General features: G+C 69.8%; 23 protein-coding genes. 14 read left to right on the forward strand and 9 right to left on the reverse strand.

Annotated features, from left to right (window positions below; all coding sequences use genetic code 11):
* Positions 1 to 10: 10 nt before the first annotated feature.
* Positions 11 to 1,018 (reverse strand): sensor domain-containing protein, encoded by a 1,008-nt coding sequence (locus tag AWC30_RS08145; protein ID WP_085109671.1) that lies wholly within the window; start codon positions 1,016 to 1,018, stop codon positions 11 to 13.
* Between the two features lie 184 nt (positions 1,019 to 1,202).
* On the opposite strand from AWC30_RS08145, the gene AWC30_RS08150 reads away from it, so the two are divergent.
* From AWC30_RS08150 to AWC30_RS08160, 3 genes are all read left to right on the forward strand, one after another.
* A complete protein-coding gene (locus AWC30_RS08150; protein ID WP_085109672.1) occupies positions 1,203 to 2,351 on the forward strand; it encodes a thiolase family protein in 1,149 nt (382 codons plus the stop codon).
* Positions 2,348 to 3,148, forward strand: coding sequence for a crotonase/enoyl-CoA hydratase family protein (locus AWC30_RS08155; protein ID WP_085109673.1), 801 nt, complete (start codon positions 2,348 to 2,350; stop codon positions 3,146 to 3,148). Before AWC30_RS08150 ends, AWC30_RS08155 begins: the two co-directional genes overlap by 4 nt.
* 125 nt (positions 3,149 to 3,273) lie before the next feature.
* Complete coding sequence (locus AWC30_RS08160) at positions 3,274 to 3,975, forward strand: CPBP family intramembrane glutamic endopeptidase (RefSeq protein ID WP_085109674.1); 702 nt, start codon at positions 3,274 to 3,276, stop codon at positions 3,973 to 3,975.
* Between the two features lie 21 nt (positions 3,976 to 3,996).
* Here the strand turns inward: AWC30_RS08160 and AWC30_RS08165 are convergent, their stop codons facing one another.
* Entirely contained in the window at positions 3,997 to 4,794 is a 798-nt protein-coding gene (locus AWC30_RS08165; protein ID WP_085109675.1) for an enoyl-CoA hydratase, read from the reverse strand.
* Positions 4,795 to 4,883: 89 nt separating this feature from the next.
* On the opposite strand from AWC30_RS08165, the gene AWC30_RS08170 reads away from it, so the two are divergent.
* From AWC30_RS08170 to AWC30_RS08180, 3 genes are read left to right on the forward strand one after another with little or no spacing between them, the layout of a single operon-like run.
* Complete coding sequence (locus tag AWC30_RS08170; protein ID WP_085109676.1) at positions 4,884 to 5,969, forward strand: CaiB/BaiF CoA transferase family protein; 1,086 nt, start codon at positions 4,884 to 4,886, stop codon at positions 5,967 to 5,969.
* Positions 5,970 to 6,024: 55 nt separating this feature from the next.
* A complete protein-coding gene (locus AWC30_RS08175; RefSeq protein ID WP_085109677.1) occupies positions 6,025 to 6,789 on the forward strand; it encodes a 3-hydroxyacyl-CoA dehydrogenase in 765 nt (254 codons plus the stop codon).
* Entirely contained in the window at positions 6,786 to 7,784 is a 999-nt protein-coding gene (locus AWC30_RS08180; RefSeq protein ID WP_085109678.1) for an NAD(P)H-dependent flavin oxidoreductase, read from the forward strand. The genes AWC30_RS08175 and AWC30_RS08180 overlap by 4 nt, the downstream gene beginning before the upstream one ends.
* Before the next feature lie 341 nt (positions 7,785 to 8,125).
* Here AWC30_RS08180 and AWC30_RS18200 read toward each other — a convergent pair whose 3' ends face one another.
* The gene (locus AWC30_RS18200; protein WP_109561980.1) at positions 8,126 to 8,254 is read right to left on the reverse strand and encodes a hypothetical protein; all 129 of its coding nucleotides are present in this window, start codon (positions 8,252 to 8,254) and stop codon (positions 8,126 to 8,128) included.
* A 178-nt stretch (positions 8,255 to 8,432) separates the two neighbouring features.
* On the opposite strand from AWC30_RS18200, the gene AWC30_RS08185 reads away from it, so the two are divergent.
* Positions 8,433 to 10,721, forward strand: a complete 2,289-nt coding sequence (locus AWC30_RS08185; protein WP_085109679.1) for an MMPL family transporter — start codon at positions 8,433 to 8,435, stop codon at positions 10,719 to 10,721.
* Positions 10,718 to 11,359, forward strand: coding sequence for a class I SAM-dependent methyltransferase (locus AWC30_RS08190; RefSeq protein WP_085109680.1), 642 nt, complete (start codon positions 10,718 to 10,720; stop codon positions 11,357 to 11,359). Before AWC30_RS08185 ends, AWC30_RS08190 begins: the two co-directional genes overlap by 4 nt.
* Here AWC30_RS08190 and AWC30_RS08195 read toward each other — a convergent pair whose 3' ends face one another.
* Entirely contained in the window at positions 11,360 to 12,079 is a 720-nt protein-coding gene (locus AWC30_RS08195; protein WP_085109681.1) for an NAD-dependent deacylase, read from the reverse strand. It lies immediately after the preceding gene.
* 36 nt (positions 12,080 to 12,115) lie between these two features.
* Between AWC30_RS08195 and AWC30_RS08200 the strand changes: the two genes are divergently transcribed.
* Positions 12,116 to 12,538 (forward strand): Rv1152 family transcriptional regulator, encoded by a 423-nt coding sequence (locus AWC30_RS08200; RefSeq protein WP_085109682.1) that lies wholly within the window; start codon positions 12,116 to 12,118, stop codon positions 12,536 to 12,538.
* Here the strand turns inward: AWC30_RS08200 and AWC30_RS08205 are convergent.
* Together AWC30_RS08205 and AWC30_RS08210 are read right to left on the reverse strand one after the other, a co-directional pair.
* Positions 12,454 to 13,308 carry a class I SAM-dependent methyltransferase gene (locus AWC30_RS08205; protein WP_085109683.1) on the reverse strand — a complete coding sequence of 285 codons (855 nt, stop codon included), beginning with the start codon at positions 13,306 to 13,308 and terminating at the stop codon, positions 12,454 to 12,456. The two genes, AWC30_RS08200 and AWC30_RS08205, sit on opposite strands and share 85 nt — an antisense overlap.
* Positions 13,309 to 13,320: 12 nt before the next feature.
* Entirely contained in the window at positions 13,321 to 13,851 is a 531-nt protein-coding gene (locus tag AWC30_RS08210) for a DUF1697 domain-containing protein (protein ID WP_085109684.1), read from the reverse strand.
* Between the two features lie 57 nt (positions 13,852 to 13,908).
* Here AWC30_RS08210 and AWC30_RS08215 point away from each other — a divergent pair, with 57 nt between their 5' ends.
* Both AWC30_RS08215 and AWC30_RS08220 read left to right on the forward strand, forming a co-directional pair.
* Positions 13,909 to 14,598, forward strand: coding sequence for a type 1 glutamine amidotransferase domain-containing protein (locus AWC30_RS08215; RefSeq protein ID WP_085109685.1), 690 nt, complete (start codon positions 13,909 to 13,911; stop codon positions 14,596 to 14,598).
* A gap of 36 nt (positions 14,599 to 14,634) precedes the next feature.
* Positions 14,635 to 15,078: a PPOX class F420-dependent oxidoreductase gene (locus AWC30_RS08220; protein WP_085109686.1), complete on the forward strand. Its 444-nt coding sequence runs from the start codon at positions 14,635 to 14,637 to the stop codon at positions 15,076 to 15,078.
* On the opposite strand, the gene AWC30_RS08225 is transcribed toward AWC30_RS08220, so the two are convergent.
* The 3 genes from AWC30_RS08225 to AWC30_RS08235 form a co-directional block, all read right to left on the reverse strand.
* Complete coding sequence (locus tag AWC30_RS08225; protein ID WP_085109687.1) at positions 15,008 to 16,390, reverse strand: acyltransferase family protein; 1,383 nt, start codon at positions 16,388 to 16,390, stop codon at positions 15,008 to 15,010. The genes AWC30_RS08220 and AWC30_RS08225 overlap by 71 nt on opposite strands.
* A 79-nt stretch (positions 16,391 to 16,469) precedes the next feature.
* Positions 16,470 to 16,901, reverse strand: coding sequence for a hypothetical protein (locus AWC30_RS08230; protein WP_085109688.1), 432 nt, complete (start codon positions 16,899 to 16,901; stop codon positions 16,470 to 16,472).
* Between the two features lie 151 nt (positions 16,902 to 17,052).
* Positions 17,053 to 17,355, reverse strand: a complete 303-nt coding sequence (locus AWC30_RS08235; protein WP_085109689.1) for a DUF732 domain-containing protein — start codon at positions 17,353 to 17,355, stop codon at positions 17,053 to 17,055.
* Positions 17,356 to 17,465: 110 nt separating this feature from the next.
* On the opposite strand from AWC30_RS08235, the gene AWC30_RS08240 reads away from it, so the two are divergent.
* From AWC30_RS08240 to AWC30_RS08250, 3 genes are read left to right on the forward strand one after another with little or no spacing between them, the layout of a single operon-like run.
* The gene (locus tag AWC30_RS08240; RefSeq protein WP_085109690.1) at positions 17,466 to 18,041 is read left to right on the forward strand and encodes an HhH-GPD-type base excision DNA repair protein; all 576 of its coding nucleotides are present in this window, start codon (positions 17,466 to 17,468) and stop codon (positions 18,039 to 18,041) included.
* Positions 18,042 to 18,057: 16 nt separating this feature from the next.
* Positions 18,058 to 18,204, forward strand: a complete 147-nt coding sequence (locus tag AWC30_RS08245; RefSeq protein WP_066857231.1) for a DUF1059 domain-containing protein — start codon at positions 18,058 to 18,060, stop codon at positions 18,202 to 18,204.
* Positions 18,205 to 18,223: 19 nt separating this feature from the next.
* Positions 18,224 to 18,928, forward strand: a complete 705-nt coding sequence (locus tag AWC30_RS08250) for a maleylpyruvate isomerase family mycothiol-dependent enzyme (RefSeq protein ID WP_085109691.1) — start codon at positions 18,224 to 18,226, stop codon at positions 18,926 to 18,928.
* The last annotated feature ends 4 nt before the right edge of the window (positions 18,929 to 18,932 follow it).

Genomic DNA, 18,932 nt, shown 5'->3' on the forward strand with positions numbered 1-18,932 from the left:
CGGTCGCGGGTCAGCTGACCTTGCGCATGATGGCCCGGGCCAGCCCGGTGCCGTAGCCGCCCGAGTTGCCGTCACTGCACACCAGCACGTCGACGATGACGTCGGCGTTGACCCCCAGCGCCCGGTCGCAGCCGATGGTGCCCTCCATCGGATTGCGGAAGATGATCGTGTTGATCAGGTCGCCTTCGCTGCCCGACGACTTGCCGACCGCGGTGGTCTTGCCGTCGTAGCTCGCGCCGTCGCCGTACGCCGCGGTCACCGGTTTGTACGTGCAGTCCGACATGTCGGCGTACCGGTCGTTGAAGAAGCGTTTCGCCGCGGCGGCGTCCGGAAATCGCACCGCCGCCTCGATGACGCTGGTGGAGACCTTGTCGCCGGGCCCGCGGAAGCCCTGCACCGCCATCGCCGTGAAGCCGCTGCCGGCGTAGACGGCGGCGGTCGCCGGGATGAAGTTGCCGGTGCACTCCGACGGCGTCACGGTCACCTTCGTCAGCGGCTCGGAGCCCGATTCGCCCGGGGCGGGGGTCATCGTCGTCTTCATCCGGTCGTTGATCTGCGCCGGCGACTCCAAAAGCCCGGCCAGGTCGCCGGCCGACGGACTCGACGCGCTGGTCGTCGAACTGGTGGGACTCGCGGCGTCGCTACTCGGCGGCGCCGCCTCGGCGCTGGACGGCGAGGCGGTGGTCGCGGTGTCGTCGGACCCCGAATCGTCGCGCGTCACCCCCACCACAACGAACATCAACACCAGCAAAGCGACCAGCAGGCCGGCACCGACCATCAGCAGTTGCCGGCTGTTCGACGGGGGCGCCCCACCCGGCCCGCCCAGCGGGGGCGGCCCCGACGGCCACGGCTGTCCGGGCGGCTGGTACCCCGGATGAGGTGGGTAGCCGTACTGCTGCGGCGGCGGGCCGTACGGCGGGGGCTGCCGGTAAGGGCCGGGCGGCACGCCGGGGCGTCGCCGTGGGTCGCCACCGGGGGGAAAGCCGTGCTGCGGCGGCAGGTGCGGCGGAACACTCATCGGCGGGGGCCCTTCGTCGACCAGGGGTGGCGGGGAAACCCGTTGAGTTTAACGGCCGCGCGGCGGAGCCCGGCGCGCCGAATCGCCACCCCCGCGGGCGGCGCGGCAGAACACTAGCCGACAATCGGGTGGACGACGCCGTCGCCGGGACGGCTGGAGGGTCTGCGGTTCAAAGGAGAGCGCCATGGCAGAAGCGGTCATCGTCGAGGCGGTGCGATCACCGATCGGTAAACGCAACGGTGGGTTGTCCGGGGTGCACCCGGCTGATTTGTCCGCACAGGTCCTCAACGGCCTGGTGAACCGCACCGGGATCGACCCGGAGATCGTCGACGACGTCATCTGGGGTTGTGTGATGCAGGCCGGTGAGCAGGCCCTCGACATCGGCCGCACCGCGCTGATCACCGCCGGCTGGCCGGAGAGCGTTCCGGGTGTGACCGTCGACCGGCAGTGCGGCTCCAGCCAGCAGTCGGTGCACTTCGCCGCGGCCGGCGTCGTCGCCGGGCACTACGACGTCGCCGTCGCGGGCGGGGTCGAGTCGATGTCGCGGACCCCGATGGGATCGTCGCTGGCCAACGGCGGCCGGCCGTACTCGAAGACCTACCTGGACCGCTACGACGGCGTGGTGCCCAACCAGGGCATCGGCGCGGAGATGGTCGCCGAGCAGTGGGGCTTCAGCCGCACCCAACTCGACGAGTTCTCGCTGGCCTCGCACGAGAAGGCTGCCACGGCACAGGATTCCGGAGCCTTCGACGACGAGATCGTCGCCATCAAGGACGCCGACGGCAACCCGGTCCTCAAGGACGAGGGCATCCGGCGCGGCACCACCATGGAGAAGATGGGGCAGCTCAAACCGGCCTTCAAAGAGGACGGCGTCATCCACGCCGGTAACTCCAGCCAGATCTCCGACGGTGCGGCGGCGCTGCTGTTCATGTCGGCGGAGAAGGCCAACGCACTCGGCCTCAAACCGCTGGCGCGGGTGCACACCGCGACGCTGGCCGGCTCCAACCCGGTCATCATGCTCACCGGCCCGATCCCGGCCACCCAGAAGGCGCTGAAGCGCTCCGGACTGTCGGTCGACGACATCGGTGTGTTCGAGGTCAACGAGGCCTTCGCGCCGGTGCCGATGGCCTGGCTGGCCGACATCGGCGCCGACGAGAAGAAGCTCAACCCCAAGGGCGGCGCGATCGCGCTCGGCCACCCGCTCGGTGGCTCCGGCGCCCGGCTGATGACCACGATGCTCTACCACATGCGCGACAACGGGATTCAGTACGGCCTGCAGACCATGTGCGAAGGTGGCGGGCAAGCCAACGCGACGATTTTGGAGCTCCTGTGACCGACAACGCGACCCAGCCCGGCGCTCTCACCGAACGCCGCAACAACGTCCTGGTGATCACGATCAACCGGCCCGAAGCCCGCAACGCGGTCAACGGTGCGGTCAGCACCGCGGTCGGCGACGCCCTGCAGTCCGCGCAGGACGACCCGGAGATCCGCGCGGTGGTGCTCACCGGCGCCGGCGACAAGTCGTTCTGCGCCGGGGCCGACCTCAAGGCGATCTCGCGCGGGGAGAACCTCTTCCACCCCGAACACGCCGAATGGGGTTTCGCCGGCTACGTCCACCACTTCATCGACAAGCCGACCATCGCCGCGGTCAACGGCACCGCGCTGGGCGGCGGCACCGAGCTGGCGTTGGCCAGTGACCTGGTGGTCGCCGAGGAACGCGCCCAGTTCGGGCTGCCGGAGGTCAAGCGCGGCCTGATCGCCGGCGCCGGCGGCGTGTTCCGCATCGTCGACCAGCTGCCCCGCAAGATCGCGCTGGAGCTGCTGTTCACCGGCGAGCCGATCAGCGCCGAGGAGGCGCTGAAGTGGGGGTTGATCAACGACGTCGTCGCCGACGGCACCGTGCTCGACGCCGCACTGGCGCTGGCCGAGCGGATCACCGTCAACGCGCCGCTGTCGGTTCAGGCCAGCAAGCGGATCGCTTACGGCGCCGACGACGGGGTCATCACCGCCGAGGAGGCCGGCTGGAAGCGCACCGGCCGCGAGTTCGGGACGCTGCTCAAAACCGAGGACGCCAGGGAGGGCCCGCTGGCCTTCGCACAGAAGCGCGAACCGGTGTGGAAGGCGCGCTGAGCGGCGCCGTTCCGCGCTGCGCCGGCCCGCAGGCGGCGACGCATCCCGTCGTACCGTTTCGCCACCGTCCACCGTGGCGGTCGCCTAAGTTGAGGTGATCGGCGACGGTAAGGGAGGCGTCCGGTATGAGCCAGCCCGGTCTGATCCGTGAGTTCGGTGAGATCATCACCACCAAGGCCGTCCCGCACAACGAGGCGCCCGCCTGGCAGCTGCGCCGCCGCATCGTCGTCGTCATCGTCCTGATCGGCGGGGCGGCGTTGATGCGGTTCGCACTGGGGCACGACCCCGGCGAGCCGGTCTTCTTCTGGTCGATGTTGGGCCTCGCCGCGCTCTGGGCCGGGGGCGCGCTGGCCTCCGGGCCGCTGCACCTGGGCGTGGTCCGGTTCCGCGGCCGCTACGAGCGGCCGGTGTTCACCGGGACCGCCATCGGCCTGGTGCTCGGTGGGCTGTCCGTGCTCGCTGTGTGGGCGGCCCGTGGGCTGCCGGCCCTCGCCGAGCCGACCGAGCGGCTGATGGACTACGTCAACCACGGCAGCCCGCGGTTGATGCTGGTTCTGGTGGTGCTCTCCGCGGTCGCCGAGGAGATGTTCTTCCGCGGCGCGGTGTACACCGCGGTGGTGCGTTACGCGCCGGTCGTGGTGTCGACGCTGCTGTTCGCCGCGGTGAGCCTGGTGGCAGGCAGCTGGCTGCTGGCGCTGGTCGCCGTGGTGCTCGGGCTGGTCTGCGGGGTGGAGCGCCGCGCCACCAACGGGGTGCTCGCGCCGGTGCTGACCCACCTGGTGTGGGGGTTCATCGTGATCCTGGCGCTGCCGCCGATGTTCTCCTGAGCGGTCAGGAGTCCTGAGCGGTCAGGAGTCGCTGAAGCGGGCCGTCCGCTGCTCCTGGAACGCCCGGACTCCCTCGCGGAAGTCGTGGGCGGCCAGCAGCTGGGACTGGCCCACGTACTCGCGGTCCAGGGTGCCGTCCAGCTCGGTGAGGGTGGCCGCGTTGATCGCGTGTTTGGTGCGGGCCAGGGCCACCGCCGGGCCGGCCATCAGCGCGGCGAGCACCTTGTCGACCTCGGCGTCGAACTCCTCGGCCGGGTAGACCGCGCTCACCAGTCCCTCGGCCAGGGCGTCGGTGGCGGGCAGGCGCTCGGCCAGCAACGCCATCCGCATCGCCCGGATCCGGCCGATCGCGGCCGCGACCAGCGCGGAGGCACCGCCGTCGGGCATCAGGCCGATCTTGGTGAACGCCAGCAGGAAGAACGCCTTCTCCGAGGCGAGCACCAGATCGCAGGCCAGGGCCAGCGAGACCCCGACCCCGGCGGCCGGGCCCTGCACCACCGCGACCACCGGCCGCGGCAACGCGGTGATCGCGCGCACCGCCCGGTTGGCCGCCACGATGATCTCGGTGGGAACCCCGTCGACCGCGTCCTCGGCGCCGATCCCGGCGCCGGAGCTGAACCCGCGCCCGGCGCCGCCGAGGCGCACCACCTTGACCCGCGGGTCGCGCCCGGCGGCCTCCATCGTCGCGGCGATCCCGTCGAGCACCGGAAGGGTGACCGAGTTGAGGCTTTCCGGGCGGTCGATCGTCACCGACAGCACCCCGTCGGCGAGGGCGACGGCGAGCCCGTCGACAGGTGTCAAGTCGTCCACTGGAGTCATGGGCCACACCTTAAGCGGACGGGTTGTCGGGGTCTCAACCGCGGCTGCGATGATGCACACCACACACCGGATGACGAGGAGGTCAGGGTATGGCGGGTCCACTGGCAGGGTTGCGCGTGATCGAGTTGGCGGGGATCGGGCCGGGGCCGCACGCCGCGATGATCCTCGGGGATCTGGGTGCGGACGTGGTCCGGGTAGAGCGGCCGCCGCGCGGCCCGGCCGGCCCGGCCAAGGACGCGATGTTGCGGAACCGGCGCTCGGTGACCGCCGACCTGAAATCCGACGAGGGGCGCGACCTGGTGCTGCGTCTGGTGGCCAAGGCTGACGTGCTCATCGAGGGCTTCCGTCCCGGGGTCACCGAGCGGTTGGGGCTGGGGCCGGAGGACTGCGCGAAGGTCAACGAGAAGCTGATCTACGGCCGGATGACCGGCTGGGGTCAGGACGGGCCGCGGGCCTCGCAGGCCGGCCACGACATCAACTACATCTCGCTGAACGGGGTGCTGCACGCGATCGGGCGCAAGGGGGAGCGGCCGGTCCCGCCGCTGAACCTCGCCGGCGACTTCGGCGGCGGGTCGCTGTTTCTGCTGGTCGGGATCCTGGCCGCGCTGTGGGAGCGTCAGCAGTCCGGCAAGGGGCAGGTCATCGACGCCGCGATGGTCGACGGTGCGGCGATGCTCTCGGCGATGATGTGGAGCTTCCGCGCGCAGGGCATGTGGACCGATGAGCGCGGCACCAACATGCTCGACACCGGCGCCCCCTACTACGACACCTACACCTGCGCCGACGGCCGCCATGTCGCGGTCGGGGCGATCGAGCCGCAGTTCTACGCCGAGATGCTGGCGAAGCTGGGGCTGGACGCCGAGGACCTGCCGGCCCAGAACGATTTCAGCCGCTGGCCGGAGTTGCGGGAGCGGCTGACCGCGGCGTTCGCCGAGCGCGACCGGGATCACTGGGCGAGCGTGTTCGCCGGCTCGGACGCCTGTGTCACGCCGGTGCTCGCGTTCGGGGAAGTCGAAAGCGACGACCACATCAGCGAGCGGTCGACCTTCTACGACGTCGACGGGCATCTGCAGCCGCGGCCGGCGCCGCGGTTCTCCCGCAGCCAGCCGGGTCTGCCGACCCCGCCGCCGGCGCCGGGAGCCGACAACGAAACCGTCCTCGACGATTGGGTATAGTCCAACCAACCAGTAGGTCGGGCCGTCCCGCGGCCGACAGGAAGGAATCGGATCAGTGGAGATCAAGGACGCGGTGGCCGTCGTCACCGGCGGCGCATCGGGGTTGGGTCTGGCGACCACCAAACGCCTGCTCGACGCCGGCGCCCAGGTCGTGGTCATCGACCTGCGCGGCGAAGACGCCGTGAAAGCACTCGGTGACCGGGCCCGCTTCGTCGAGGCCAACGTCACCGACCCCGAGGCGGTCACCGCGGCCCTCGACGTGGCCGAGTCGCTCGGGGCGCTGCGCATCAACGTCAACTGCGCCGGGATCGGCAATGCCATCAAGACCGTCAGCAAGCACGGCGCCTTCCCGCTCGAGGAGTTCACCAAGGTCCTCCAGGTGAACCTGGTCGGCACGTTCAACGTGCTGCGGTTGGCCGCCGAGCGGATCGCCAAGACCGACCCGATCGGCCCGGCCGAAACCCAGGAACGCGGCGTCATCATCAACACGGCGTCGGTGGCGGCGTTCGACGGTCAGATCGGCCAGGCCGCCTACTCCGCGTCCAAGGGCGGGGTGGTCGGCATGACCCTGCCGATCGCGCGTGACCTGTCCCGCGAACTGATCCGGGTGTGCACGATCGCGCCCGGGCTGTTCAAGACGCCGCTGCTGGGTTCGCTGCCCGAGGAGGCGCAGAAATCGCTCGGCGCGCAGGTGCCGCACCCGGCCCGCCTCGGCGACCCCGACGAGTACGGCGCGCTGGCCGAGCACATCGTGGTCAACCCGATGCTCAACGGCGAGGTCATCCGCCTCGACGGTGCGATCCGGATGGCGCCGCGATGAGCCTCACCACGAAGTTCACCGAGACGTTCGGGGTCGAGCACCCGGTCGTGCAGGGCGGCATGCAGTGGGTCGGGCGCGCCGAGTTGGTGGCCGCGGTCGCCAACTCCGGGGCGCTGGGCTTCCTGACCGCGCTCACCCAGCCGACCCCGGCTGATCTGGCCAAGGAGATCGAGCGGACCCGGCAGCTCACCGACAAGCCGTTCGGGGTCAACCTCACGATCCTGCCGACGATCAACCCGCCGCCCTACGACGAGTACCGGCAGGTCATCGTGGACTCCGGCATCAAGATCGTGGAGACCGCCGGCTCCAACCCGGAACCGCACCTGCCGATGTTCCACGACAACGGGATCAAGGTGCTGCACAAGTGCACCTCCGTGCGGCACGCGGTGAAAGCCCAAAAACTGGGTGTCGACGGGATCAGCATCGACGGCTTCGAATGCGCCGGTCACCCCGGTGAGGACGACATTCCCGGCCTGGTGCTCATCCCGGCGGCCGCCGCCAAGATCGACATCCCGATGATCGCCTCCGGTGGGTTCGCCGACGCCCGCGGCCTGGTGGCCGCGCTGGCGCTCGGCGCCGACGGCATCAACATGGGTTCGCGGTTCATGTGCACCGTCGAGTCCTGCATCCACCAGAACGTCAAGGAAGCCATCGTGGCCGGCACCGAGCTGGACACCGAGCTGATCTTCCGGCCGTTGCGCAACACCGCGCGGGTCGCCTCGAACACGGTGTCGCGGGAAGTGGTCGACATCCTCAACAAGGGCGGCCAGTTCCCCGACGTGCAGGAGCTGGTCTCCGGGGTGCGCGGCAAGAAGGTCTTCGATGACGGCGACCTCGACGCGGGCATCTGGTCGGTGGGCACCGCGATGGGCCTGATCAACGACATCCCGACCGTCGAGGAGCTGGTCTCGCGGATCGTGGCCGAAGCCGAGGACCTCATCACCGGCCGGCTCAGCGACATGGTGGAGGCCGACGCCGAGGAGAACGTGGCTTAGAAGATACGCCACGGGAGGGCACGCCACCGGGGAGAACACCGCCCAGAGAGTGCCGCCTGGAGGCGGGCGCGCCCGACCGCCAGGCGGATAACCCCTGAAATCGACGCGTCAGCGGGCACAGAGAGCCAAAAATCGGCTTTTTCCCCCGCAAACGTGTCGATTTCAGGGGAGAACGGCCCACCGTGGCGGTCGAGGGCGGGAAAAGAAAAGGCCCCGGAGGTCCGGGGCCGGAAAAACAGGTGGAAACGAACCGTGACACACGGCGGGGTGAAGACGGGCGTGACCGTGCTTTCGCACGGTCACCGGTGGTTGCGGGTCAGGTGCGCCCGCGACCGGGTCGGCTACGCGGCAGGCTGGGTCAGCTCGTCACCAAACTGCTCCGAGGTGTCACCCTCCACGAGCACATCGCCGTGGTAGAGCGCGTCGAAGTCGACCTTGATGACGTCTGAGCTTGAGTCGTCGATCCACATGACTTGAACTGTATGGGTCACTATTAAGGAATCATTGAGTCACGATTCGGAAAACCGTGGCAATTCCTACCCCCGAGTAGGTTTTCTCGGTTTCCGCCGGTGAGAACCCCGACACGGTCCGCCCGGAAGGTGACGCGGCGAACGGTCCGATGGTGCGGCCGGAGGGGAGAACGACCTGGTGTTGCAGCGAATCGCCCTGCTGGGAATCGCCGCGCCGCGGCGGGTGACCGCGGTCGCCGCCCTGCTGATGATCGCCGCGGCCGTCTTCGGCGTCCCGGTAGCGCAGAAACTGTCGGCCGGCGGATTCCAGGACCCGCACGCCGAGTCCAGTCGCGCGACGCAGTTGCTCACCGAGAAGTTCGGGCAAAGCGACCAGCAGCTGCTGATCCTGCTCACCGCCTCCGACGGAGTCGACGCCGAACGGGCCCGCGCGGCGGGCGCCGAGATCGTCGACCACCTGGACGGCTCGCCGTGGGTGCTCAGCGTGACCTCACCGTGGACCGCGCCGCCGGCGGCCGCCGCCGAACTGGTCAGCCGCGACGGGCGGTCCGGGCTCATCGTGGCCAACCTCGACGGCGGTGAGAGCGACGCGCAGCGCTACGCCAAAACCCTCTCCGACGAACTGGTCCACGACCGCGACGGAGTGCAGGTGCGCGCAGGTGGGGTGGCGATGCTCTACGCGCAGATCAACCAGCAGACCGAGCACGACCTGCTGCGCATGGAAGCCATCGCCATCCCGCTGAGCTTCCTGGTCCTGGTGTGGGTGTTCGGTGGGCTGCTGGCGGCTGCGCTGCCGGTCGCGGTCGGCGCGCTGGCGATCGTCGGCTCGATGGCGGTGCTGCGGCTGATCAGCGCGGTGACCGACGTGTCGATCTTCGCGCTCAACCTCACGATCGCGATGGGGCTGGCGCTGGCGATCGACTACACGCTGCTGATCATCAGCCGCTACCGCGACGAGATCGCCGACGGCACCGAACGGGACCGGGCGGTGGTGCGCACACTGGCCACCGCGGGGCGCACCGTGGTGTTCTCCGCCATCACCGTCGCCCTGTCGATGGCGGCGATGGTGCTGTTCCCGATGTACTTCCTCAAGTCGTTCGCTTACGCCGGCATCGCGGCCGTCGCGTTCGCCGCGACCGCTGCGATCGTGATCACCCCCGCGGTGATCGTGCTGGCCGGCGACCGGCTCGACGCGTTCGACGTGCGCCGGTTGGCCCGCCGGCTACTGCGCCGGCCGCCGCCCGGCCCGCGCGCCGTGCAGGACCTGTTCTGGTACCGCTCGACGAAGTTCGTGATCCGGCGCTGGCTGCCCACCGGGGGTGCGGTGGTGTTGCTCCTGCTATTCCTCGGCGTGCCGTTCCTCGGGGTGAAATGGGGTTTCCCCGACGAGCGGGTACTGCCGCCCACCGCATCGGCCCACCAGGTCGGCGACGAGTTGCGCACCGGTTTCGAAGACAACTCCGCCAACGCGGTCACGATGGTGATCCCCGACGCCGACGGGCTGTCCCCGGCCGACCTGCAGCGCTACGCCGCGGAACTGTCGACGGTGCCCGACGTCACCGCGGTCTCGACCCCGGCGGGCGCGTTCGTCGACGGTCGCCCGGCCGGCCCGCCGGTCGCGCCCACCGGGGTGGCCGACGGGAGCGCGTTCCTCACCGTGACCAGCGCGGCCGAACTGTTCTCCGACGCCTCACGCGATCAGGTGCAGCGGTTGGACGCGGTGCCAGGCCCGGACGGCCGCACCGTGTTGATGACCGGTCTGGCACCCACCAACCGCGACATCGTGGACACCATCGTCGCGCGCACGCCGTTGGTGCTCGCCGCGATCGCGGTGGTCACCTTCCTGCTGTTGTTCCTGCTGACCGGCAGCGTGGTTCTGCCCGTCAAAGCACTGATGCTCAACGTGTTGTCGTTGACCGCGGCGTTCGGCGCGTTGGTCTGGATCTTCCAGGACGGCCACCTCGGCGCGCTGGGCACCACCCCCACCGGCACCCTGGTCGCCAACATGCCGGTGCTGCTGTTCTGCATCGCGTTCGGGTTGTCGATGGACTACGAGGTCTTCCTGATCTCCCGAATCCGGGAGTACTGGCTGGCCTCGGGCCGCACCAGCGCCGACAACGATGAGAGCGTGGCGCTGGGATTGGCCCGCACCGGTCGGGTGATCACCGCCGCCGCGCTGGTGATGTCGATTTCGTTCGCCGCGCTGATCGCCGCGCAGGTGTCGTTCATGCGGATGTTCGGGGTGGGGCTGACGCTGGCGGTGCTGGCCGACGCCACCCTGGTGCGGATGGTGCTGGTCCCGTCGTTCATGCACGTGCTGGGCCGCTGGAACTGGTGGGCCCCGCCTGTCCTCACCCGACTGCACGACCGGTTCGGCATCAGCGAGGCGGCGGAGGACCGGGTCGGGCCGTCGGACCGGCCGAGGCCTATCGTGGCCGGTGATACACCGTCGGGAGGTAAACCGTGAGCAATACCGCAACCGTGAACAATCCGCTGTTCGCCCGGCTGTGGACCTACCTGTCCAGCCACGAAACCGAGTGGCTGCACGACCGGCGCCGGGAGAACCTCGCCGGACTGTCCGGCCGGGTGCTGGAGGTCGGCGCGGGCACCGGCACCAACTTCGCGTTCTACCCCGACACCGTGCGGGAAGTCGTCGCCGTCGAACCCGAGCCACGCCTGCGGGAGGCCGCGATCCAGGCCGCAGCCGACACGCCGGTCCCGGTCACCGTGGTCGCCGGCACCATCGAAACCGTCGAGACCGGCGACCCGTTTGACGCGGTCGTCTGCTCGCTGGTGCTGTGCTCGGTGCACGATCCCGAGGCGGTGCTGCGCCAACTGCGGGAGCGGCTGCGGCCGGGCGGCGAACTGCGCTATTTCGAGCACGTGGCCAGCGCCGGGGCGCGCGGCGGGCTGCAACGGGTCGTCGACGCCACTTTTTGGCCGCGGCTTTTTGGGAATTGCCACACCCACCGCGACACCGAGCAGGCCATCGTCGCCGCCGGGTTCACCCCGCAGGACTCGCGGCGCGGCAGGCAGTTCCCGGCCTGGGCGCCGGTGCCGGTCTCGGAATTCGTGCTCGGGCGGGCGCTGCGCCCCGCGGCCTGACTAGTCGCGGCCGAGCAGTTCGGGCAGCCGCTGCAGCAGGGTGGGCAGCGCTTCGCTTGCCGACTCGCGCAGCACCGCGCTGGCGCTGCCGGACAGCGGCGTCGGCTCCGGGTTGACCTCCACCACCGCGGCGCCGCGCGCCAGCGCCAACTCCGGTAGCCCCGCGGCCGGATAGACGATCGACGAGGTTCCCACTACGACGACCACGTCGGCGGTCTGGGTCGCCTCGACGGCCCGCTGCCACGGCGTGGTGGGCAACTGCTCACCGAACCAGACGATGTCCGGGCGGATCAGGTCCCCGCAGCCACAGAGCGGCGGCTCGACTTCCAGCGCGGGCTCGGCCATCGCCGGCAGCTCACCGCGGTACGGGGCGTCGCACCCGGCGCAGCGGAACCTGAAGAGGCTGCCGTGCAGGTGGTGCACAGTGCTGCTACCGGCCCGTTCGTGCAGGTCGTCGACGTTCTGGGTGACGACGGTGACTTCCGCGTAGTCCTCCCACGCCGCGACCGCCCGGTGCCCGTCGTTGGGGTCGACCTGCCCGACGAGGTGGTGACGCCACAGATACCAGCCCCAGATCCGCTCCGGATGCTGCTGCCAACCCTGGATGCTGGACAGTTCGTAGGGGTCGAAGTGGGCCCAGAGGCCGTGCTTGTCGTCCCGGAAGGTCGGCACTCCACTCTCTGCGGAGATCCCCGCGCCGCTGAGCACCGCTATTCGCATGCCCCCAACCTAGCGAACCGCTGCGATACTGGGCGGATGGAGCTGGCGCGGTGGCTGAAGGTGGACCCGTCGGATGCCGCGCCGCTGTTCGACCAGATCAGGGTCCAGATCATCGACGCGGTGCGCGACGGAACCCTGGCGCCGGGAAGCCGGCTGCCCACCGTGCGTGAACTGGCCGGCGACCTGCGTCTGGCGGTCAACACCGTGGCGCGCGCGTACCGGGAGCTGGAGGAGGCCGGGATCGTCGAGACCCGCCGCCGGCTGGGCACGTTCATCGCCCGCACCGACCCCGCCGACGCGGTGATGGCCGCCGCCGCGGCCGCCTACGTCGACGTGGTGCGCAAGGTCGGTTTGGGCCACGCCGAGGCGCGTCGCTATCTCGATGCGGCGTTCGATTCGGGGGCGAACTCCACCAGCGTGAGGGCCCCGCGTAGCCAGTCCAGCAGCGGCACCGAATAACTCATCCCCAACACCGTGTTGAACACCGGGCCGCGGCCGCGCGGCAGCCGCAGGTCATGCACGGTCTGCACTCCGGGCAGCGTCATCAGCAGCTCGGCGAGCGCATGCGCCGACCGGCTGAACGGCATCGGCGGCACCCGGTAGCGGCGGGAGGGGCGCAGCCCGAGACCGGAGCGGCTCAGCGCCGACAGCCACAGCGGGGCCAGGTCGAACAGCATCTGGGCGCCGGGGAACCGGTGTGCGCACTCGGCGATCAGCTCCAGGGCCTGTTCGGGTTGCAGGTACATCAGCAGCCCCTCGGCGGTGATGAACACACCCTGCGAAGCGTCGACCCGGTCCATCCAGCTGTAGTCCAGCGCGGACTGCGGCAGCGCCACGACCCGCGGGGAAGACGGCAGCAGCCGCGACCGCACCTCGATGACCGGCGGCAGGTCCACCGTCAGCCAGCGGAAGGCGGGATCGGGGATGGCGGCGTCGAGACGCCAAAAGCTGGTCTGCAAGCCCTCGGCCAACGCGACCACCGTCGCTGCGGGATGGCGGTCCAGATAGCGGCGGGTGTGGGCGTCGAACGCGGCGGCGCGCAGCGCCATGTCCTGGCGGGTTCCGCCGAACTTGGCGAAGTCGTAGTCGATCGATTCGACCAGTCGGATCGCCATCGGGTCGTCGATGATCGCGTCGGGGCGGGCCGCTTCGCGGGCGCGGGAATTCAGCGTCATCAACGCCGTCTCGGAGACGCCGTCGAGGGTGACCGGGTGTTTAGTGGGACTCATCAATGAGCGACCCTACCCGGCGAGCACCTTGGTCAGCGTCCGCAGATTGCGGGTGGTGGTCGACGACTTGTAGCGGGCCTTGCCCATGGTCTTGCCGATCGCGCTGTCGAGGGTGGCGGACTTGGGCGCCTGCCAGTAGAGGACCCCGTCGCCGCGTTCGATCTGCTCGCCGGCACCGCCGAGGGACGCCAGTTCCTCGAGCACTGCCGGGTCGGCGACGAAGGTGACGTAGGAGTGGTAGCCGTCGACTTCCGGCTCGAACGGGTAGGCGGCGACGATGGCGGCGACCGTGGCCAGCGGGTAGACCAACACCCACGCCTCGTAGCCGAACCGGTCACGCAGCGCCGCTTCGGCGCGTTCGCGCACCGACTGCCCCGGCGCCTCCGCCTCAACGATGACGTTGCCGCTGGCCAGCACGGTGCGTACCGCGGTGAAGCCGGCGGCGGTGAGTGCCGCGGCGACGTCGGCCATCTTGATCCGGACACCGCCGACGTTGACGCCCCGCAGAAACAGTGCGTAATTCTCGGCGGTCTCGGCGGTCATGCCCCGAGGGTAAGGGCATCGGTGGCGGCGTCGCGACGGCAGCGCAATCCTGGAGGGATGACCAAACGCATACTGAACGTCGTCTCCAACGTCGCGCACTACGCGGACCCCGCCGAGCCCACCGGGCTGTGGCTCTCCGAACTGACACACGCCTACCAGGTCTTCGACGAGGCGGGCTACCAGCAGAGCATCGTCAGCCCCCAAGGTGGTCTGTCACCGCTTGAGCCGCGGTCGCTGAAATTTCCCTTTTTCAACAAGAGCGCGAAAGCCTGGAAGGACGATCCGGCGAAGATGGCATTGCTGGACGAAACCGCGGCGCCCGAGGACATCGACTCCGCTGACTTCGACGCGATCTACTTCACCGGCGGGCACGCGGTGATGTTCGACTTCCCCGACAGCGACGGCCTGCAGCGGATCACCCGCGAGATCTTCGAGCGTGGCGGCGTGGTGTCCGCGGTCTGCCACGGCTACTGCGGCCTGCTCAACACCCGGCTGTCCAACGGAGACCTGCTGGTCGCCGGCCGCGAACTCACCGGGTTCGCCTGGGTAGAGGAGGTCCTGGCCCGGGTCGACAAGCTGGTGCCCTACAACGTCGAAGCGGAGATGAAAAAGCGCGGCGCCCACTACAAGAAGGGCTTGATTCCGTTCGCCTCGCATGTCGTCGTCGATGGCCGGTTGGTCACGGGACAGAACCCCGGTTCGGCCAAGGCCACCGCCAAGAAGGTCGTCTCGGTACTGGGCAGCTGAGGCGGGCAGGTCGCGTGGCGACGTAGGATTTCCGGTATGGCCCGCCAGGTGTTCGACGACAAACTGCTGGCGGTGATCGGCGGCAATTCGTTGGGCGTGCTGGCCACCCTCAAACGCGACGGGCGTCCGCAATTGTCGAACGTGTCCTACCACTTCGACGCCCGCGAACAGCTCATCCGGGTCTCGATCACCGAGCCGCGCGCCAAGACCCGCAACCTGCGCCGCGATCCGCGCGCCTCACTGCTGGTCAGCTCCGATGACGGCTGGTCCTATGCGGTGGCCGAGGGGACCGCGCAACTGACCCCGCCGGCGGCGGCGGTCGACGACGCCACCGTGGCCGGCCTGGTCGAGCTGTACCGCCACATCGCCGGTGAGCACCCCGACTGGGACGAGTATCGCCGGGCCATGGTCACCGACCGACGGGTGCTGTTGACACTGCCGATCGAGCATCTGTACGGGGCGCCGCCGGGACGGTACTGAGGATCGGGGTGCGGTCGGCCAGCAGTCGGGCGCCGACCAGCGCGGTCAGCAGGACCGCCATGCAGTAGAGCCCGTCGTCCTTCAATCCCCACTTCACCGAGACCAGGGTGGCGGCGCCGGCGACGCACAGCAGCAGCCCGACCGCCGCGCTCCGCAGACCGGGCGCGGTGATCGCGCCGCCGTCCCAGCCGGGCAACGGCGCGTTCTCGACCGGCTGCAGGGTCACGAACAGGAGCGCCACCAGCACCGTCATCACCGCCACCTGCGCGACGCTCAGCGCGAGCAGGTGCGGTTCACCGGGATAGCGGGCCAGCCCGAGGTAGTCGAAGACCAGGTGCACGCCGAGCAGCGCGGGCATGTGCCACAGGTAGAGCGTCATCGCGCCGGAGTTGCCGATCGCGGCGAGCCACCACACCCGCGGGCGCTGGGCCCACCGGGCGATCGCCGGGGCGGCCGCAATGGCGAAACAGCACATCATGGCGGCGTGGCCGGCCAACAGCAGTGACGGCGGGGACATGTTGGCGATGCGCTGGCCTTCGATGCCGACCAGGCTCAGTTCATAGGGGCCGGCGGTCAACAGCACCAGGTTGACCGCCAGTATCGCCAGCCCGGCGACGAGGCCGGTGCGGGCGCTGAGCAGTCGGCGGCGGTAGGCCACGCCGAGCATGCCCGGGATCAGCCACACGCTCATGTTCAGGTAGCCCAGCAGTGGTGCGCCCGGCGCGCCGGTGGCATCGGCGGCATGCAGTCGCAGCGCGTCGACCGCCGCGATCAGCAGGTACACCCCGGCGACGCCGGTGACCAGGCGGCCGACGCTGGTGATCCGGTACAGCAGCGGCACCGCGGCGAGCACCAGCATGTAGGCGCCGAGGAACCACAGCAGTTGCACGCTGATCCCGGCGATCGGCCGGTAGACGTCGACCGGCAGCAGCAGGCGCAGCGCGGTGAGTGCCACCGCCCAGAACGCCAGGTAGTAGAAGACCGGCCGGTACAGCCGGGTCGCGCGCCGCAGCAGCCAGCCGCCCCAGCTGCTTCCCGGCCGCCAGGACTGCACGCAGGCCGCCGCCCCGGCGAAGAAGAACAGCGGCATGATCTGGAAAACCCAGGTCAACGCCTGGAACACCACCGAGGTGGTGAGCAGGTTGTCCCAGTGGAAGATCTGGTCGCGGATGACGCTGGTCGCCATGATCGTGTGACCGGCGACCACGCCGACGAGCGAGACGATCCGGATGACGTCGATCGCCCTGTCCCGGTCGGCCGGGGTCTGCGCGGCCACCTCGGCGGGGGAGGGGAAACCCAGTAGCTGTGTCATGCGCAAAACGCTAACGGCGCCCCGGGTAGGTAATTCCCCTTAATTTCCGCTCGGTCGCTGGACCGGGCGATGGGTGGTGTCAGTCGGTGGCGCTGGACGGCTCGTCGGCCTCAGCCCGGGCCAGCCGAGCCTGCACCGCTGCCCACTCGGCTGCGTTGAGGAAGTAGTTGGCCAGCGCCATCGCGGCGGAGGCGTTCTCTTCCGCGTTTTCCGCGGCGCGCTCGGCGTTTTTGCCCTTCAGATCCTTCTGCCACTGGTCGAAATCGGTCCGCATCGCGGTGACCTGCCGCTCGACTGCGGTCCTGGTCTCCGCCCACCAGCTGCGCGAACCCTCCTGCGCCTGCGCGATGGTGTCGTCGAACTCCTCTTTCTTGCGCTCGAACTCGTCCTCGAGTTCCTGTCGACGGGACTGCAACGCCGCCTTGCCCTTCTCGGCGGTGTCGGTGAACGAATCCTCGAAACGCTTGACCCGTTCGGCCAGTTCGCTCAACACCTCGGACAGTGGGATCACGGTGCTCCTTATCGCGGGTTACGCCCGGTTCAGGCCGATCGGACGCGGCCGGCGGCGGTTGCCGGCGACCATACCCGAACCGGCGCTGACCTGCGCCGCGTTGACGTGAAGGCCAGCGGGGGCAGGGCCGCAGGAACCGGTGTCCCCGGGGTTACTGCACCGGGCAGGCGTATTGGCGGGCCACGTCCATCAGGCGCTGGTTGGCGCCCGGGCCGATCACACCCTGCGCGGTCAGCTCCCAGCCGATCAAGCCGGGGACCCCGCCTTCGCAGGCTTGGTGTGCGACGCGCCATGCGGTGTCGGGGTTCAAGTGAAACCCGTTGCGTTCCAAGCCCTGCATGTAGTTGTCGAACTCCGGCGTGCCCTGGTCGGGCACCGCGTTGGCGGCGCCGGCGAAGGCGATGGCGGCGATCACCGCGGCGATAAGAGGTGCGAACAGCCGTCTCATGGTCATCCCTTCACGTGTTCGGTTGTCGAGACCAGATTTGCACACGCCGCTGACACCGGGGAGGGGTACCTCCCGGTTCTGCGGGGGCGCGGCAACGCCATCCCTAGACTGGGGGCGTGTCGAACCTCTACCTGAGCGGTGATCCCGCCGCGGACACCCTGCTGGAGTCGGAGCCGTTCGCGCTGCTGGTGGGGATGCTGCTCGACCAGCAGGTGCCGATGGAGACCGCGTTCGCCGGACCGAAGAAGATCGCCGACCGGATGGGCGGGCTCGACGCCGGCAAGATCGCCGCCCACGACCCGGAGAAGTTCGCTGCGGTCTGCGCGGACAAACCCGCCGTGCACCGGTTCCCCGGCTCGATGGCCAAGCGGATCCAGTCCCTGGCGCAGATCGTCGTCGACGACTACGCCGGCGACGCGGCCAGAATCTGGACCGAGGACGACCCGGACGGCGCCGAGGTGCTGCGCCGACTCAAGGCGCTGCCCGGCTTCGGGGAGCAGAAGGCGCGGATCTTCCTGGCGCTTTTGGGCAAGCAGTACGGCGTCACCCCGTTGGGCTGGCGAGAGGCCGCCGGCGATTACGGCAAGGCGAACACCCACCTGTCGATCGCCGATGTGGTCGACGCGGCGTCGCTGGACCGGGTGCGCGCCACCAAGAAGAAGATGAAACAGCAAAAAGCCCAACGCGGGTGAGAGGAAGGACGGCGACTTGAAGACCCACCTGACATGCCCCTGTGGTGAGGCCATGGTCGGCAAGGACGAGGACGACCTGGTCGAAATCGTCCAGAAGCATCTGGCCGACGTGCATCCCGGTATGGAGTACGACCGGGACGCGATCCTGTTCATGGCCTATTGACCGGCGGGGTCCGCGCGCGATGAGCGACCACCTCAACGCCGCCGACGCCTACCGGCTGGTGCACCGCCGCGTCGACGAGCTGCTGCGCGGCCGCGCCGACGTCGCCGACCGCGCGGTGCCGGCCTGCCCGGACTGGACCGTGCACCAGACCGTCAGCCATCTGGCCGGGGTCTGCCAGGACGTCTTGTCCCAAAACCTGCAGGGCGCCGGCACCCCGTCCTGGACCCAGGCCCAGGTGGACCGGCTCGCCGACCACGACCTCGACGAGCTGCTCGACGCGTGGGCCGAGTCCGCCGCCCCGGTCGCCGAGGTCCTCGAACACGCACCGCCACTGATCGGCGGCCAGCTGGTGTTCGACACCCTCACCCACGAGCACGACCTGCGCGGCGCGCTCGGCGAGCCCGGCGCGCGCACCGGCGATCCGGCATTCGCCGTCGCGGCCGGTTTCCTGACCGCCAGCTTCGACCGCGCCATCCGGGACAACGGGCTGCCCGCGGTGCTGCTGGTCGGCCCGACGCTGGGCTCGGTCCTGCTCGGCGACCCGTCGGCCCCCGGCAGCCCGATCGTCGTCGAACTCACCGACTTCGAGATGCTGCGCGCCCTCGGCGGACGCCGCAGCGTCGCTCAGCTGCAGGCGCTGCCCTGGCAGGGCAACCCGGGTCGCCTCCTGACGGTGTTCACCGGCAGCGCGGTGTACCCGCCGGAGGCCGACCTGGTCGAGTGACCGG

The sequence above is a fragment of the Mycolicibacillus trivialis genome (genome assembly GCF_002102395.1).
GTDB lineage: Bacteria > Actinomycetota > Actinomycetes > Mycobacteriales > Mycobacteriaceae > Mycobacterium > Mycobacterium triviale.

Excerpts from the sequence above, each read along its gene's own strand:
- AWC30_RS08160 (WP_085109674.1), top strand. The coding sequence starts at position 3,274 with ATGAGCCAGCCCGGTCTGATCCGTGAGTTCGGTGAGATCATCACCACC.
- AWC30_RS08195 (WP_085109681.1), bottom strand. The coding sequence starts at position 12,079 with ATGCGAATAGCGGTGCTCAGCGGCGCGGGGATCTCCGCAGAGAGTGGA.
- AWC30_RS08235 (WP_085109689.1), bottom strand. The coding sequence starts at position 17,355 with ATGACCATGAGACGGCTGTTCGCACCTCTTATCGCCGCGGTGATCGCC.
- AWC30_RS08200 (WP_085109682.1), top strand. The coding sequence starts at position 12,116 with ATGGAGCTGGCGCGGTGGCTGAAGGTGGACCCGTCGGATGCCGCGCCG.
- AWC30_RS08205 (WP_085109683.1), bottom strand. The coding sequence starts at position 13,308 with ATGAGTCCCACTAAACACCCGGTCACCCTCGACGGCGTCTCCGAGACG.
- AWC30_RS08225 (WP_085109687.1), bottom strand. The coding sequence starts at position 16,390 with ATGACACAGCTACTGGGTTTCCCCTCCCCCGCCGAGGTGGCCGCGCAG.
- AWC30_RS08220 (WP_085109686.1), top strand. The coding sequence starts at position 14,635 with ATGGCCCGCCAGGTGTTCGACGACAAACTGCTGGCGGTGATCGGCGGC.
- AWC30_RS18200 (WP_109561980.1), bottom strand. The coding sequence starts at position 8,254 with ATGTGGATCGACGACTCAAGCTCAGACGTCATCAAGGTCGACTTCGAC.
- AWC30_RS08170 (WP_085109676.1), top strand. The coding sequence starts at position 4,884 with ATGGCGGGTCCACTGGCAGGGTTGCGCGTGATCGAGTTGGCGGGGATC.
- AWC30_RS08210 (WP_085109684.1), bottom strand. The coding sequence starts at position 13,851 with ATGACCGCCGAGACCGCCGAGAATTACGCACTGTTTCTGCGGGGCGTC.
- AWC30_RS08145 (WP_085109671.1), bottom strand. The coding sequence starts at position 1,018 with ATGAGTGTTCCGCCGCACCTGCCGCCGCAGCACGGCTTTCCCCCCGGT.
- AWC30_RS08215 (WP_085109685.1), top strand. The coding sequence starts at position 13,909 with ATGACCAAACGCATACTGAACGTCGTCTCCAACGTCGCGCACTACGCG.
- AWC30_RS08250 (WP_085109691.1), top strand. The coding sequence starts at position 18,224 with ATGAGCGACCACCTCAACGCCGCCGACGCCTACCGGCTGGTGCACCGC.
- AWC30_RS08180 (WP_085109678.1), top strand. The coding sequence starts at position 6,786 with ATGAGCCTCACCACGAAGTTCACCGAGACGTTCGGGGTCGAGCACCCG.
- AWC30_RS08165 (WP_085109675.1), bottom strand. The coding sequence starts at position 4,794 with ATGACTCCAGTGGACGACTTGACACCTGTCGACGGGCTCGCCGTCGCC.
- AWC30_RS08150 (WP_085109672.1), top strand. The coding sequence starts at position 1,203 with ATGGCAGAAGCGGTCATCGTCGAGGCGGTGCGATCACCGATCGGTAAA.